Origin of the sequence: Sporosarcina sp. FSL K6-6792 (assembly GCF_038004885.1) — a bacterium.
Classification (GTDB): domain Bacteria; phylum Bacillota; class Bacilli; order Bacillales_A; family Planococcaceae; genus Sporosarcina; species Sporosarcina psychrophila.
Genome location: NZ_JBBOSA010000001.1, coordinates 2,995,291 through 3,010,000 on the forward strand (window position 1 = coordinate 2,995,291; position 14,710 = coordinate 3,010,000).

General features: G+C 41.0%; 12 protein-coding genes. 7 read left to right on the top strand and 5 right to left on the bottom strand.

Features of this window, described 5'->3' with window-relative positions; translation table 11 throughout:
- Positions 1 to 97 precede the first annotated feature (97 nt).
- The 5 genes from mnmE to rpmH all read right to left on the bottom strand — a co-directional run bounded on the left by mnmE (position 98) and on the right by rpmH (position 3,981).
- Positions 98 to 1,483, bottom strand: a complete 1,386-nt coding sequence (mnmE, locus tag MKZ26_RS14640; RefSeq protein WP_067204090.1) for a tRNA uridine-5-carboxymethylaminomethyl(34) synthesis GTPase MnmE — start codon at positions 1,481 to 1,483, stop codon at positions 98 to 100.
- 197 nt (positions 1,484 to 1,680) lie between these two features.
- Positions 1,681 to 2,436, bottom strand: coding sequence for an RNA-binding cell elongation regulator Jag/EloR (gene jag, locus MKZ26_RS14645; protein WP_340766636.1), 756 nt, complete (start codon positions 2,434 to 2,436; stop codon positions 1,681 to 1,683).
- On the bottom strand, positions 2,433 to 3,197 hold the full coding sequence (gene yidC, locus MKZ26_RS14650; RefSeq protein ID WP_340766637.1) for a membrane protein insertase YidC: 765 nt from the start codon (positions 3,195 to 3,197) through the stop codon (positions 2,433 to 2,435). The genes jag and yidC overlap by 4 nt, the downstream gene beginning before the upstream one ends.
- 227 nt (positions 3,198 to 3,424) lie before the next feature.
- Positions 3,425 to 3,766 carry a ribonuclease P protein component gene (gene rnpA / locus MKZ26_RS14655; RefSeq protein WP_340766638.1) on the bottom strand — a complete coding sequence of 114 codons (342 nt, stop codon included), beginning with the start codon at positions 3,764 to 3,766 and terminating at the stop codon, positions 3,425 to 3,427.
- A gap of 80 nt (positions 3,767 to 3,846) precedes the next feature.
- Positions 3,847 to 3,981, bottom strand: a complete 135-nt coding sequence (rpmH, locus tag MKZ26_RS14660; protein WP_067204080.1) for a 50S ribosomal protein L34 — start codon at positions 3,979 to 3,981, stop codon at positions 3,847 to 3,849.
- A gap of 505 nt (positions 3,982 to 4,486) precedes the next feature.
- Between rpmH and dnaA the strand changes: the two genes are divergently transcribed.
- The 7 genes from dnaA to MKZ26_RS14695 all read left to right on the top strand — a co-directional run bounded on the left by dnaA (position 4,487) and on the right by MKZ26_RS14695 (position 14,599).
- A complete protein-coding gene (dnaA, locus tag MKZ26_RS14665) occupies positions 4,487 to 5,836 on the top strand; it encodes a chromosomal replication initiator protein DnaA (protein WP_067204077.1) in 1,350 nt (449 codons plus the stop codon).
- Between the two features lie 170 nt (positions 5,837 to 6,006).
- Complete coding sequence (gene dnaN, locus MKZ26_RS14670; RefSeq protein WP_067204074.1) at positions 6,007 to 7,143, top strand: DNA polymerase III subunit beta; 1,137 nt, start codon at positions 6,007 to 6,009, stop codon at positions 7,141 to 7,143.
- Between the two features lie 99 nt (positions 7,144 to 7,242).
- Complete coding sequence (yaaA, locus tag MKZ26_RS14675) at positions 7,243 to 7,482, top strand: S4 domain-containing protein YaaA (RefSeq protein WP_067204071.1); 240 nt, start codon at positions 7,243 to 7,245, stop codon at positions 7,480 to 7,482.
- A complete protein-coding gene (recF, locus tag MKZ26_RS14680) occupies positions 7,472 to 8,593 on the top strand; it encodes a DNA replication/repair protein RecF (protein WP_067204068.1) in 1,122 nt (373 codons plus the stop codon). Before yaaA ends, recF begins: the two co-directional genes overlap by 11 nt.
- A 79-nt stretch (positions 8,594 to 8,672) precedes the next feature.
- The gene (gyrB, locus tag MKZ26_RS14685) at positions 8,673 to 10,595 is read left to right on the top strand and encodes a DNA topoisomerase (ATP-hydrolyzing) subunit B (RefSeq protein WP_067213784.1); all 1,923 of its coding nucleotides are present in this window, start codon (positions 8,673 to 8,675) and stop codon (positions 10,593 to 10,595) included.
- Positions 10,596 to 10,815: 220 nt separating this feature from the next.
- Positions 10,816 to 13,359, top strand: a complete 2,544-nt coding sequence (gene gyrA / locus MKZ26_RS14690) for a DNA gyrase subunit A (RefSeq protein ID WP_067204065.1) — start codon at positions 10,816 to 10,818, stop codon at positions 13,357 to 13,359.
- 136 nt (positions 13,360 to 13,495) lie between these two features.
- Positions 13,496 to 14,599, top strand: a complete 1,104-nt coding sequence (locus tag MKZ26_RS14695; RefSeq protein ID WP_067204062.1) for an HD-GYP domain-containing protein — start codon at positions 13,496 to 13,498, stop codon at positions 14,597 to 14,599.
- The last annotated feature ends 111 nt before the right edge of the window (positions 14,600 to 14,710 follow it).

The window sequence follows — 14,710 nt, forward strand, 5'->3', positions numbered from 1 at the left end:
TAAAGTCATTCAAAAAGCTCGATGAAAAGTAGAAGCGGGCTACTGCGCTAGGCAGGCCCCCTCTTTCCATTCACTCTTGTTGAACACTTATCTTATTTTATTTTCCGAGGCAGAATTGAGAAAATAGTTCATTGAGTAGACCGTCTTGGACCGTGTCTCCGATAATTTCACCAAGAATTTCCCACGTCCGTGTAACGTCAATTTGAATCATATCGACTGGAACACCTGCTTCAGCAGCCGCGAGTGCGTCTTCAATCGTGGCACGCGCGTTGTGTAATAGTGCGATATGTCGTGCATTTGATACATATGTGAAATCGCCTGATTCAAGATTTCCTTCGAAAAAGAGTCCGGCAATTGCTTCTTCCAGTTCATCTACCCCTTCGTCTTTCACGAGAGAGGTCGTGACAACTTTGCCCGTTCCGGCATGTTCCATCACTTTTTGCATGTCAATTTTTTGCGGAAGATCGGTTTTATTGATAACAAAGATTGTATCCATTCCCGATACCACTTCAAATAGTCGTTCGTCTTCTATCGATAACTCTTCAGAACTGTTAAGGACGAGTAGAATTAAATCCGCTTCCTTCAACACTTTCCTCGATTTTTCGACGCCGATTCGTTCCACAATATCTTCTGTTTCTCTGATTCCAGCTGTATCAACGAGACGCAGTGGAACACCTCGCACATTAACGTACTCTTCAATAATATCACGCGTCGTCCCCGCAATGTCGGTTACGATTGCTTTATTTTCTTGAATGATGCTATTTAGTAAGGAAGACTTCCCTACATTGGGTCTACCAATAATAACAGTAGATAGACCTTCTCGCAGAATTTTTCCTTGAGATGAAGTTTTCAACAACTTATCAATTTCATTTCTCACCCACATACTTTTTTCAATCATTAGCGGGATTGTCATTTCTTCGACGTCGTCGTACTCCGGATAATCGATATTTACTTCAACTTGCGCCAACGTTTCAATAAGCGCTTGTCGCAATCCCCCGATTAACCGAGAAAGTTTTCCTTCCATCTGATTGAGTGCAACATTCATGGCACGGTCTGTCTTCGCACGAATAAGATCCATGACCGCTTCGGCTTGAGACAAATCAATTCGTCCATTAAGGAATGCACGTTTTGTGAATTCACCGGGTTCTGCAAGACGCGCCCCTTGCTTGAGCACTAATTGAAGAACACGGGTGACCGCAACAATTCCTCCATGACAGTTCACTTCTACGACGTCCTCACGTGTAAATGTTTTTGGTGCTTTCATGAGAGAAACCATTACTTCTTCGACAGTTTCCTCAGTTGATGGATCTATTAAATGACCATAATGGATTGTATGTGATTGTTCTTCATTTAGCCTCTTACCAGACGGTGAACGGAAAATACGATCCGCTATTTGGACAGCTTCGTCCCCACTTAACCTGACGATGGCAATTGCACCTTCCCCCATTGGAGTAGAGATGGCAGCTATTGTATCAAAATGCACGTTTTTCACCTTCCTGACTTGGTTACTCACATGTGGATAACCTATTTCCGACACGACTATCTAACATAATATATTATCACAAATCCATCCATCCTCCTAGTGTCGCAATTTAAATAATGTGGATAAGTTAAGATATCTTTACAATATAATACAAAAAAGTCCCGCAGAGACAGCGTTCGTCTTTGCGGGACTTTTTTTCACCTAACGGATTCAATGACTAAATACCTGAATGGATCAGAGCCCTCTGAATATGTTTCAATATCCATGCGCCGTGATAAAGCATTATGAATGACTTTCCTTTCATAGGAAGCCATCGGTTCTAACTGGATTCTTTTCCCTGTACGAACTGCTTTATCAGCCATTCGTTCTGCTAATTGTTCCAAAGATTGTTCGCGACGCTCCCGATAATCACCGATATCTACCCGGACGACCTTGAATTGACTTGCCAATTTGTTTGTTACAAGTTGCGATAATTGCTGGAGTGCATTTAACGTTTGTCCTCGTTTTCCAATCAGTAATGCAGCTTTTGCACTTTCCATTTGGAATGTAACATATTTACCTTTGATTTCATGGCTGATTTGAATGTCATCGACACCCATTCCAATTGCAATCATTTTTAAATAGTGTTCTGTTTCTTCTATCGCGGTTTCATCAGACAATCCTTCAATTTGGACTTCCTCTTTCTCCACAGGAGGTTTAACAGATTCACTAATAACTTCAATCTCAGATGGCTGTATTTCCATTAGAGGTTTTGCTTCTTCAAGGACGGAAGGTTCTTCAAAGTTCATAATAGTTACGGTTACTTCAGCTTCTTTTGCACCGAAACCTAGAAATCCTTTTCTCCCTTGATTGATCACTTCGACTTTTACTTCATCACGCGTAACGCCAAGTACTGTCAATGCTGATGAAATCGCTAATTCAACCGTGGTTCCCCTTCGCGTCGTCCTTGTCATTTCCGTTTCCCTCCCACTTTTACAAGTTCCACTTCCTTTTTCTTAAATGGTTTGTAAATGAAGATGTTTTGGATAATTGAAATGATATTACCGATTACCCAGTAAAGTGAAAGTGCTGCTGGTAAGAATGAACCGAAGATCATAATCATAAACGGCATGATATACATCATTACTTTCATCTGTGGGTTGTCCATTGCAGGACCTGTACGTAAAACGATAAACTGCATAGCTCCTGCTAAAACTGCAAGTGTAATACTTGGCGCTGCAAGTTCAAACCATAAGAAGTTTCCAATATCGTATGTGACATTCATTCGGCTGATCGCGTGATAGAAACCGAATAGAATTGGCATTTGGATTAAGACTGGTAAACAGCCTGCCGCCGGATTGATTTTTCGTTCCGACATAACTTTTTGCATTTCTTCACGGTACTTTTGTTGTGTAACTGCGTCTTTTGATTTGTATTTCTCTTTTAGTGCTTTCAGTTCAGGTTGGATTTCCTGCATCCGTTTTGAACTTTTTGTCTGTTTGATCATTAATGGAAGCAAGACAAGTCGAATGATGATTGTAACTGCAACAATACCGTACCCGTATGTGCCGAGTATGTCTTTAAATGTCGTTATTAGGGAAACTAACGGCCAGACGACAAATTTGTTCCAAAATCCTTCACTGTCCTCGTAAATCGGTTGTTGGAATTCCGAACATCCCGCAAGAAATACCGACAATGCCGTCAGTATAAGGATTAATGCTAACTTCTTTTTCAAATCAGTTCCCCCAAATCTTATCTTATTCAATTAATTCTCTTCAAAGTCTGTGACATCCGCTGGAGGCTTTGGGCCAACAGGATGTTGGTTACTCAGGCGTTGCCGCAGTACGCGGCGATTTTAGCCAGAGTTCCTTAATTTTCAGTAGGGGTTTCGACCCCTGCCGAGTGAAGTTAAAAGGCCCTATCGACCGATACTAACAGTTTATCACGTTCATATACTTCCTTCTACTTCTTTAAGACACGAGAAATACGCAGAACGTGCTGCAAACTTTTTTTTGTTTCATGAAAATCTAATGTGGCCGCCTGATGTCTGGCGATGATGACATAATCCATATCGTTGCGCAGTTCGTCTTTCATTTCCAGGAAGGACTGTCGTAAATACCGTTTGATCCTATTCCGCACGACTGCATTACCTACTTTTTTGCTGACGGACAGACCAATCCTGAATTCTGGCTGGTCTTCCTTCCTATAGGAATACACAACAAATTGCCGATTAGCAAACGACTTCCCTTTTTTGAATACTTCTTGGAATTCCTCATTCGTCTTTATCCGTTGACGTCTGTTCATCTCATGCACCTGCTCCGTCATCTATGATTATAGTTCTTCATTAATAAACAAGAAAAAAGACCACTGAAATGTCAGTGGCCTTATGCTGATAGGACTTTTCTTCCTTTACGACGACGAGCTGCTAGAATTCTGCGTCCGCTTTTCGTGCTCATTCTTTCACGGAAGCCGTGAACTTTACTACGCTTACGTTTATTTGGTTGGTAAGTACGTTTCATCTTTTAAGACACCTCCTGCATTGATTGTCTATTTATTACTGTGACAGTCTTGAATAGTATATCGGATTTCCAAGGTAAAAGTCAACCCTTTCCTGTTCGACAGTAATTTAGGCCATTTAGTTTCTCTGATTTCATCTCAATAAGTTATCCACGGTTTCTTCCGCTAATTCCAGATAGTGATGTGGATAGTATTTTCTTAAGTTTTTTTATGCACACTGCTTATCGACATCTTCCTCACATACCAAGGCCTGTGGATAAAAATTTCATCCACAACCAATTGCGCTGTGGATAAGGTTCAGGACTCCTTGTAATCCACAACATATCCTGTTACAATGAGATGAATTTGTTATGCACATAATTTTATAGCATTTTTGTTATCCACAGTTGTTAATACATTGTGGATAATTTTTTCAACACTTTTGCGTAATTGTTATCCACACGACGGAAAACTGTGTATAATACATATCCTCGGGTTTTTTATTTTCATTGTAAAGGAGGCACACGTTTGGACCACTTAGAAGAATTATGGATCGAAGTTTTGTCGAAGGTTGAGCAGAAAATTTCAAGACCTAGTTTTGAAACTTGGCTAAAGTCGACAAAACTGATGTCTTATGGCGAAGAAAATGTCACAATCGCCGCACCGAATTCATTTGCAAAAGATTGGCTTGAAAACCACTATGTACATCTTATTACCGGTATTCTATCCGAATTGACTGGCGAAGACCGAATCATTCAGTTCGTTGTTCCTAAAAACATGGAAGAAAATGATTTCATGCTACCTAAACCGACCGTTAAACCTATAGAAAAAGTTCCATTAACGTCGGCACCTGGCATGCTTAATCTAAAATATACGTTTGACACATTCGTCATTGGTTCAGGAAATCGTTTTGCCCATGCAGCGTCACTTGCCGTTGCTGAAGCACCAGCGAAAGCCTATAATCCGCTGTTTATCTATGGGGGTGTTGGGCTTGGAAAGACACACTTAATGCACGCAATTGGACATTATGTACTCGAACAGAACCCCTCAGCAAAAGTCATGTATCTTTCATCTGAGAAGTTTACAAATGAATTCATTAACTCTATTCGTGATAATAAAGCTGTCGAGTTCCGTAATCGTTATCGGAATGTAGACGTGCTCTTAATAGATGATATTCAATTCCTTGCGGGAAAAGAACAAACACAAGAAGAATTTTTCCATACATTCAACACACTCCATGAGGAGTCAAAACAAATTGTTATTTCAAGTGACCGACCTCCAAAAGAAATTCCAACACTTGAGGACAGACTTAGATCTCGCTTTGAATGGGGTCTTATCACAGATATAGCACCTCCAGACCTGGAAACACGCATCGCAATTTTGCGCAAAAAGGCAAAGGCTGATGGGCTTGTTGATATTCCAAATGAAGTCATGCTGTACATTGCCAACCAAATTGACTCAAACATACGTGAGCTTGAGGGGGCTCTTATACGCGTTGTCGCCTACTCATCACTCGTCAATTCGGATATCAATACGGATCTTGCTGCGGAAGCCTTGAAAGATATTATTCCTAATTCAAGACCGCGTACTGTAACGATTCTTGATATCCAAAAAGCAGTTGGAGAGCACTTTGACATACGTCTAGAGGATTTTACTGCGAAGAAAAGAACGAGGGCGATTGCATTTCCCCGACAGATTGCCATGTTTTTATCCAGAGAACTTACGGATTTCTCCCTACCTAAGATTGGATCTGAATTCGGAGGACGAGATCATTCAACTGTCATTCATGCACACGAGAAGATTAGGCAAATGTTAAAGGATGATCAAGCTTTGCAACAAGACGTTCAAGATATTCGTAATGTTCTTGGTAGAGGATGACCTGTGCATAACATATAATAAGTAGTGCACACCTACAAACAGGTTATACACATGTGGAAAACGTTCAGGCTCAAAGGGAAAATAGACTTACCAACATATCCACAGCCCCTACTACTATTACTATTACTTTATTAATAACTAATACTATATATATTAAGCGAGGGTATAGAATGAAATTTGAAATTATGAGAGATAAGTTGCTTGATGGATTAAGCGATGTTATGAAAGCCATCAGTCAAAAAGTTGCGATTCCAATTTTGACGGGAATAAAGATTGAAGTGGACGAAAAAGGAATGACATTAACAGGAAGTGATTCCGATATTACGATCTGTACATTCATACCTGCAGAAGATAACGGAGAACAAATTATTCAAGTTGTAGAAAAAGGAAGCATCGTGCTGCAAGCTAAAGTATTTAGCGAAATCGTACGAAAACTACCTACGAATGAAGTAACAATAGAAGTTGCAAATGGACTTCAAACACATATTCAATCCGGTAAGTCTGAATTCCATCTAATTGGACTAGATCCAGAAGATTACCCGGTTCTACCAGAAGTAAAAGATGACTATCTATTTTCATTGCCAGCGGATCTGATGAAATCAATCATTCGAGAAACGGTCTTTGCTGTGTCTCAACAAGAAACTAGACCAGTATTAACAGGTGTCCTTTGGGAAGTAAAAGATGGGGGACTTGCTTGTATCGCTACTGATAGCCATAGATTGGCAAGAAGACTGACGATACCTGAAGATATGCCGGAAGTTCCATTCAGTGTCGTTATTCCTGGTAAAAGTCTTCAGGAACTAAATAAGATTTTGCCCGATAACGGTGAACTTGTGGATATCGTCATTGCAGATCAACAAGTGTTATTCAAAACACGTGGTGTGTTATTTTACTCACGCCTATTGGAAGGCAATTACCCAGATACATCACGTCTTATCCCATTAGAATATAAAACATCAGTAACGGTGAATGGCCGACTTCTTCTTCAGGCAATTGATAGAGCATCCCTTCTAGCACGTGAAGAACGGAACAACATTGTTCGCTTCTCTGCCAATGAAGGTAAAGTTATTGAAATCTCTTCAAATTCACCTGAAGTAGGTAAGGTTGAAGAATTGGTTGAAGCTATTGGCGTAACAGGAGAAGAATTGAATATCTCTTTCAGTGCTAAATATATGATGGACGCATTGAAAGCAATCGATGGACAAGACATAACGATTCAATTTACGGGAGCTATGCGACCGTTCATCTTGAAATCAGTTGATGACGATTCAATCTTGCAACTTATTCTCCCTGTACGAACATACTGAATCTTGAAGGATAGTCACTTATTTGACTATCCTTTTTACTTACTGCCGAAAGTCGGCTAAAATAGAAAGACAGACTAACTTGCGAAAGGTTGAGACTCTATGGAAAATCTTACAATCGATACAGAGTTCATAACTCTAGGGCAACTATTAAAAATGACGAATACAATTAGTTCAGGTGGTATGGCTAAATGGTTTCTGGATGAATACATTGTCTACGTCAATGGCGAGGAGGAACAGCGACGAGGTAAAAAACTTCGTGATGGAGATATCGTTAAAATTCCCAATGTCGGCACATATAAAGTAACTGAACTAACAGACGGTCAAACGGATGTATATTGAACGACTTGCATTAATCGATTACCGGAATTATGAATCACTTGACCTTTCATTCTCCCCACAAATCAATGTGTTAATTGGGGAAAATGCCCAGGGGAAAACAAACATCATGGAAGCAATCTATGTACTTTCTATGGCGAAATCGCATAGAACTTCAAATGATCGTGAATTAATACGCTGGGACCAAGAATATGGTAAAATAGAAGGGGACATACAACGTAAATATGGACGGCTGCCATTAGAATTAGTCATTTCGAAAAAAGGCAAAAAAGCGCGTGTCAATCATCTTGAACAAAAACGCCTTAGCTTGTACATTGGCCAATTAAATGTCGTCATGTTTGCTCCTGAAGATTTAAATCTTGTAAAGGGCAGTCCCCAGGTAAGAAGACGGTTTCTCGATATGGAAATCGGTCAAATTTCACCAACCTATTTACATGATCTTTTAACATTTCAAAAAATACTCAAACAGCGCAATGCAATTTTAAAAGACAATCGGGGAAAACAAAGCCTTAACGATGTCATGTTTGATATTTATACAGAGCAGTATATTCAAGTAGCCGTCCAAATTATTCGTAAAAGGTTTTATTTCATGGAACTTTTACAAAAATGGGCAGAACCGATTCATAAAGGAATCTCTCGTGGTATTGAATCCCTTCAAGTTTCTTATGGAACACTAAAAGAACTTGATTCGGGACAGACTGTGGAACAGATGCAGTCGATACTCGGTCAGCGATTGCTTGAGGCAAGACGCCGTGAACTAGATCGCGGTATGACCTTGATTGGGCCACATAGAGACGATCTTCACTTTTTCGTAAACGGCTATGACATCCAAACGTATGGATCGCAGGGACAGCAGCGAACAACAGCGCTGTCCCTTAAACTTGCGGAAATAGAACTTGTAAAGCAAGAAGTCGGAGAAGCACCTGTTCTTCTTTTGGACGATGTCCTGTCTGAACTTGATGATTACCGACAATCCCATCTCTTGAACACAATTCAAGGAGAAGTGCAGACAATTGTCACGACGACGAACGTAGCGGGGATTGACCATGAAACAATTCGTCAGGCAGACATATTCGAAGTTACAGCGGGCGAAGTGGCTAAAAGAGAGGAATGACGATTGAGTCATCCCTTTATATAAAACAGCAGCAATACAAATGTTAGACGTTCGGAAAGGGAAGGTGAACAGTTTGGCAATGGAAGAGAAAGATATGCAGATGGCTTATGATGAAAATCAAATCCAAGTCTTAGAAGGATTAGAAGCTGTCCGCAAACGTCCAGGTATGTATATCGGGACAACAAGTTCTAGAGGACTTCACCATCTTGTATGGGAAATTGTTGATAATAGTATCGATGAGGCACTTGCAGGTCACTGTGACCATATCGAAGTGACGATGGAAAAAGGCGATTGGATCCGAGTCGATGATAATGGCCGCGGTATTCCAGTAGGTACTCAGGAATCTACAGGTCGACCTGCAGTCGAAGTTATTATGACTGTACTTCATGCCGGTGGTAAATTTGGCGGTGGAGGTTATAAGGTTTCCGGTGGATTGCACGGAGTTGGTGCATCTGTCGTGAACGCGCTGTCCGAAACGACAGAAGTGTATGTAAGACGTGACGGGGAAGTCCATTTCATCGAATTTGAACGCGGTGCTGTGTCAAAAGAACTTAGTGTAATCGGTACTACTGATGAAACTGGAACAAGAATCCGCTTCAAAGCAGACCCAGAAATTTTCACGGAAACAACAGTATATGAGTATGATATTCTGGCCAACCGACTTCGTGAGCTTGCTTATCTAAACCGTGGTCTGCGAATCACGATTACCGATGAGCGTGGTGAAGAAGAACGAAGCGACATTTATTATTACGAAGGCGGCATCAAGTCGTACGTTGAACACTTGAATAAAAACAAAGAGCCTATTCATGATGAACCTATATACATTGAAGGCGAAAAAGATGGAATTTCAATCGAAATCGCTATGCAATACAATAGTGGCTATGCAGAAAACCTGTTTTCATTTGCCAATAATATCAATACTTACGAGGGTGGTACGCACGAATCAGGTTTTAAAACAGCACTGACACGCGTTATTAACGACTATTCCCGGAAAAATGGCGTGCTGAAAGAAGCTGATCCAAACTTGTCTGGTGATGATGTACGTGAAGGACTAACGGCCATCATCTCGATTAAACACCCGGATCCGCAATTTGAGGGACAGACGAAAACAAAACTGGGTAACTCAGAAGTTAGTACGATCACTAACTCATTATTTTCAGAAGGATTCCAACGATTCCTGCTTGAAAATCCGACAACATCACGTCAAATCATCGATAAAAGTCTTATGGCAGCACGAGCACGTCTTGCTGCAAAAAACGCGCGTGAATTTACACGCCGGAAATCGGCGCTTGAAGTGTCGAGCCTTCCAGGTAAACTGGCAGACTGTTCTTCACGTGACCCAGCAATAAGTGAACTGTATATCGTTGAAGGTGACTCGGCGGGTGGTTCAGCTAAAATGGGACGCGATCGCCACTTCCAAGCAATTCTTCCGCTTCGAGGAAAAATCTTGAACGTCGAAAAAGCACGTCTTGACCGTATTTTAGGTAACTTAGAAATCCGTGCGATGATTACAGCACTTGGTACAGGCATCGGAGAAGAATTCGATCTTTCCAAGGCACGCTATCATAAACTTGTAATTATGACTGATGCAGATGTCGATGGGGCGCATATACGTACGCTTCTTTTAACCTTCTTCTTCCGCTTTATGCGACCGCTTATCGAAGCGGGGTATGTTTATATTGCTCAGCCGCCACTTTATCGTGTGAAACAAGGGAAGGTTCAGGAGTATTGCTATACTGAAGAAGAACTCCAAGAGATTATTGGACGACTTCCTCCTATGCCGAAACCCGTTATTACCCGGTATAAAGGTCTGGGGGAAATGGACGCAACGCAATTATGGGATACAACAATGGACCCTGATCAGCGTACACTGCTCCAAGTTCACCTTGAAGATGCGTTTGATGCGGATTCAACATTCCAACAGCTTATGGGAGATGAAGTCGAACCACGACGCAAATTCATCGAAGAGAATGCAATGTACGTGAAAAATATAGATACCTGATTGGCTAGTTGAAATGAAAAAAAACTAAATGTATTGAACAAAGGATTGTCCATAATAACTGAGCAAAAGAGCCGAAGCCCTGAGAACGGTGAGGCTGCTTCGCTTAAGGTGTGAGGCATCCCCTAGCGAGTTCAATGGAATACTTTAGATCAGCATATCTAGTCAAGTAGTCGAACTATCTTTTCCTAAGGATTTTTGAGTTGAAAGGAGTCTAACAATAATGGCAGATATGCCGCAACGTGGTGTTAAGGGAATTAACATTAGTACAGAAATGAAGACATCTTTTCTTGATTATGCAATGAGTGTCATCGTTTCACGTGCGCTCCCTGATGTGAGGGATGGTTTAAAGCCGGTCCATCGCCGTATTCTGTATGCAATGCAGGATCTCGGAAATACCGCAGATAAACCGCATAAGAAATCCGCACGTATTGTCGGAGACGTCATCGGTAAGTATCATCCGCATGGCGATAGTGCTGTGTATGACACGATGGTACGGATGGCCCAAGATTTCAACTACCGTTATATGCTCGTTGATGGTCATGGTAACTTTGGTTCTGTCGATGGAGATGGTGCAGCTGCGATGCGGTATACGGAATCTCGTATGTCGCGTATTGCAATGGAACTTCTTCGAGATATTAATAAAGATACTGTTGATTACCAAGATAACTATGATGGACAAGAAAGAGAGCCGATTGTTCTTCCAAGCAGATACCCGAATTTACTCGTTAACGGGACAACCGGTATTGCGGTCGGAATGGCAACAAATATTCCTCCGCATCATCTTGGAGAAACAATTGATGCTGTCCTTGCACTTGCTGACAATCCTGCAATTACAACAGAAGAATTGTTGGAAATTATTCCAGGTCCAGACTTTCCAACTGGTGGGATCATTCTTGGTCGTAGCGGAATCAGAAGAGCTTATGAAACTGGGCGGGGTTCGGTTATCATTCGAGGCAGAGTCGAAATTGAACAGCAGTCGAACGGCAGGGAAACAATCCTTGTACATGAGCTGCCTTTCCAGGTAAATAAGGCACGTCTGATTGAAAAAATTGCTGAGTTGGTACGTGATAAGAAAATCGATGGCATTACTGACCTACGCGATGAATCGGATCGTACCGGAATGCGAATAGTGATGGAAGTACGCCGTGACGCAAATGCCAACGTACTGTTAAATAATCTGTACAAACAAACCGCATTGCAATCTAGTTTTGGTGTCAATATGCTGGCACTCGTTGATGGTCAACCAAAAATCCTTGCATTAAAGGAGATTTTGTTCCATTATCTTGAACACCAAAAAGTTGTAATCCGTAGACGTACTCAGTACGATCTGAAAAAAGCGGAAGATCGCGCACACATTTTAGAAGGACTACGCATAGCACTTGATAATATCGATAGAATCATCACCCTTATCCGTGCATCTAAAACAACGGATGAAGCAAAAACAGGGCTGATGGATCAATTTAATTTATCTGATCGTCAAGCGCAGGCTATCCTTGATATGCGTCTTCAACGTTTGACAGGACTTGAGCGGGACAAAATTGAAAGTGAATACGAAGCGTTGCAACTCCTTATGTCTGAACTCCGTGCAATTCTTGCAGACGAATCAAAATTGCTTGAGATTATTCGTGAGGAATTGCTCGAAGTGAAAATTCGCTTTGAAGATAAACGTAGAACGGAAATTACACTGGGCGGCGCTGAAATGATTGAGGACGAAGATCTTATCCCAGTCGAAAATTCAGTACTGACACTCACACATAATGGTTACATTAAACGTTTGCCTGCTAATACGTACCGTAGCCAGCGTCGCGGTGGTCGCGGAATACAAGGAATGGGCACGAATAACGACGACTTCGTTGAACATTTATTGAATACGTCGACGCACGATACCATCTTGTTCTTCACAAGCAGAGGACGAGTATTCCGTACGAAAGGCTATCAAGTGCCTGAATTTAGCCGTACTGCAAAAGGTTTACCTATCATTAACTTGTTAGGTGTCGATAAAGATGAGAAAGTAACAGCCATGATTCCTGTAGATGCATTCGAGGATGACAAATACTTATTCTTCTCGACTCGTAACGGGGTTGTTAAACGTACACCTGTTTCCGAATTTGCTAATATCCGTTCAAATGGATTGATAGCACTTACCCTTCGAGGCGATGATGAACTTATCGGCGTCAAAATGACTAAAGGCGATGAAAACATTTCCATTGGTACGAAGGATGGCATGTTAATCAAATTCAATGAGACAGATATTCGTTCTATGGGTCGGATAGCAGGTGGAGTCCGTGGTATCCGTCTTCGCGAAGGCGACATTGTAATTGGTATGGATACAGTGAATGAAGGCGATGAAATTCTAGTTGTCACAGAAAAAGGATTCGGAAAACGTACGCCAGAAGATGAATACCGTATTCAAACTCGTGGCGGTTATGGTCTGAAGACATTGAATGTGACAGAACGCAATGGTCTTCTTGTTGCGATGAAGACAGTAGATGGTACTGAAGATCTAATGCTGATTACGATACATGGCATTTTGATCCGTATGGACATTGACGATATTTCTGTTATTGGACGCAGTACGCAGGGAGTACGTTTAATCCGCCTAGGAGAAGATGAACTTGTCGCGACTGTTGCAAAAGTTGTGAAAGAAGAAGAGGAAGAAGAACTCGACGACAATATTGTTGAAGAGAATGAAGTCTCTTCTGAAAATAATGAAGACATCGGGTTATCTACTATTGAGATAGACGATGAAGATACGGAATCTTAAGTAAAAAGGTTATTGAAATGGTCGATATGGCCATTTCAATAACCTTTTTTTTACGCCTATTTATACAATCCCGTCGTTTAATTGAAATATTTAGAGTATGATAGAAAGAACTATAAGGTGAAGGTAGGTAATATTGATGGCTGAAAACTATGTAAAAACAAGTGACCTGCGCCCGGGCATAATTACAAGTGAAGATATATATATAAATACAATCTACCCGATCCTTAGAAAAGATACTGAACTCTCACCGGAGCATATAAAGGTTTTAAATGCATTCAGTGTAAAAAAAGTTAAAGTTCAAGAACGACTCGTTGTAAAAAGAGAAGATGTATATGATGACAACGAGGGTCCAGTGAATCCGGATGATGTGCTTGCAAAAATACCCATGAAACAGGGAGACCTGCAAACACGATATAGCGATGCAGTTCATAACTATAAAAAGGAGTTTCACGGATGGCGTGCAGGTGTGCGTCCGGATATTGCTAAAGTACGTTCAATAGTGATACCTCTATTAGATGCGTTTATTGAACAGAAAAAGATGGTAACGTTATTAAATGAGTTTTCAAATGTCAAAGACTACATATACCATCATTCAATAGGTGTGGGAATATTGGCTTCTGCTATCAGTAGACAACTTGGATTTCCAAAAGGGCAGACTTTACAACTTGGACTTGCGGGTGTACTCGCCGATTGTGGAATGGCTAAAATTGATACGGCAATTACGGAGAAAGCAGCATTCTTAACAAAAGATCAGTTCAATGAAGTAAAGCAACACACATTGTATAGTTATCAAATGATTCAAGACACGTCGCTTTTAAGACAAGAAATGAAGTTGGCGATCTTCCAACATCATGAGCGCCTCGACGGTAGCGGTTACCCACGCGGTGAGAAAGCAAATCAAATTTCTGTGTTTTCACAAGTGCTGGCGGTTGCAGATGTTTTCCATGCGATGACATCAGAACGGATTCATCGTTCAAAGGAATCTTCGTTTAAGGTAATTGAGATGATAAAGGAAGAAGAGTTCGGGAAATTTGATATTAAAGTTGTCCAAGCACTGCATGACCTTGTCGGGAATCTTTCTATTGGAACAAAGGTGCTGCTGACAAACGGCGAAGTAGGAGAAGTTATTTTCGTTCACCGTGATGCAAGATTACGTCCAATGGTGAAGAAGAGTGTAGATGGATCTATTTTAGACCTCACTACGAATAGGCATCTTGCTATAGAAAAGGTATTGGATTAGAAGGATGTTTTAATATGCAATGATGAATAAGGCTTGAGATAGTGCATATCAGTGGTATTGAAATAGAAATGAAAACTATTTTAAAATAAGTCTTGCATTCTATAAGATAGA

Excerpts from the sequence above, each read along its gene's own strand:
- jag (WP_340766636.1), bottom strand. The coding sequence starts at position 2,436 with ATGACAAGGACGACGCGAAGGGGAACCACGGTTGAATTAGCGATTTCA.
- rnpA (WP_340766638.1), bottom strand. The coding sequence starts at position 3,766 with ATGAACAGACGTCAACGGATAAAGACGAATGAGGAATTCCAAGAAGTA.
- rpmH (WP_067204080.1), bottom strand. The coding sequence starts at position 3,981 with ATGAAACGTACTTACCAACCAAATAAACGTAAGCGTAGTAAAGTTCAC.
- dnaN (WP_067204074.1), top strand. The coding sequence starts at position 6,007 with ATGAAATTTGAAATTATGAGAGATAAGTTGCTTGATGGATTAAGCGAT.
- yaaA (WP_067204071.1), top strand. The coding sequence starts at position 7,243 with ATGGAAAATCTTACAATCGATACAGAGTTCATAACTCTAGGGCAACTA.
- recF (WP_067204068.1), top strand. The coding sequence starts at position 7,472 with ATGTATATTGAACGACTTGCATTAATCGATTACCGGAATTATGAATCA.
- gyrB (WP_067213784.1), top strand. The coding sequence starts at position 8,673 with ATGGAAGAGAAAGATATGCAGATGGCTTATGATGAAAATCAAATCCAA.
- gyrA (WP_067204065.1), top strand. The coding sequence starts at position 10,816 with ATGGCAGATATGCCGCAACGTGGTGTTAAGGGAATTAACATTAGTACA.
- MKZ26_RS14695 (WP_067204062.1), top strand. The coding sequence starts at position 13,496 with ATGGCTGAAAACTATGTAAAAACAAGTGACCTGCGCCCGGGCATAATT.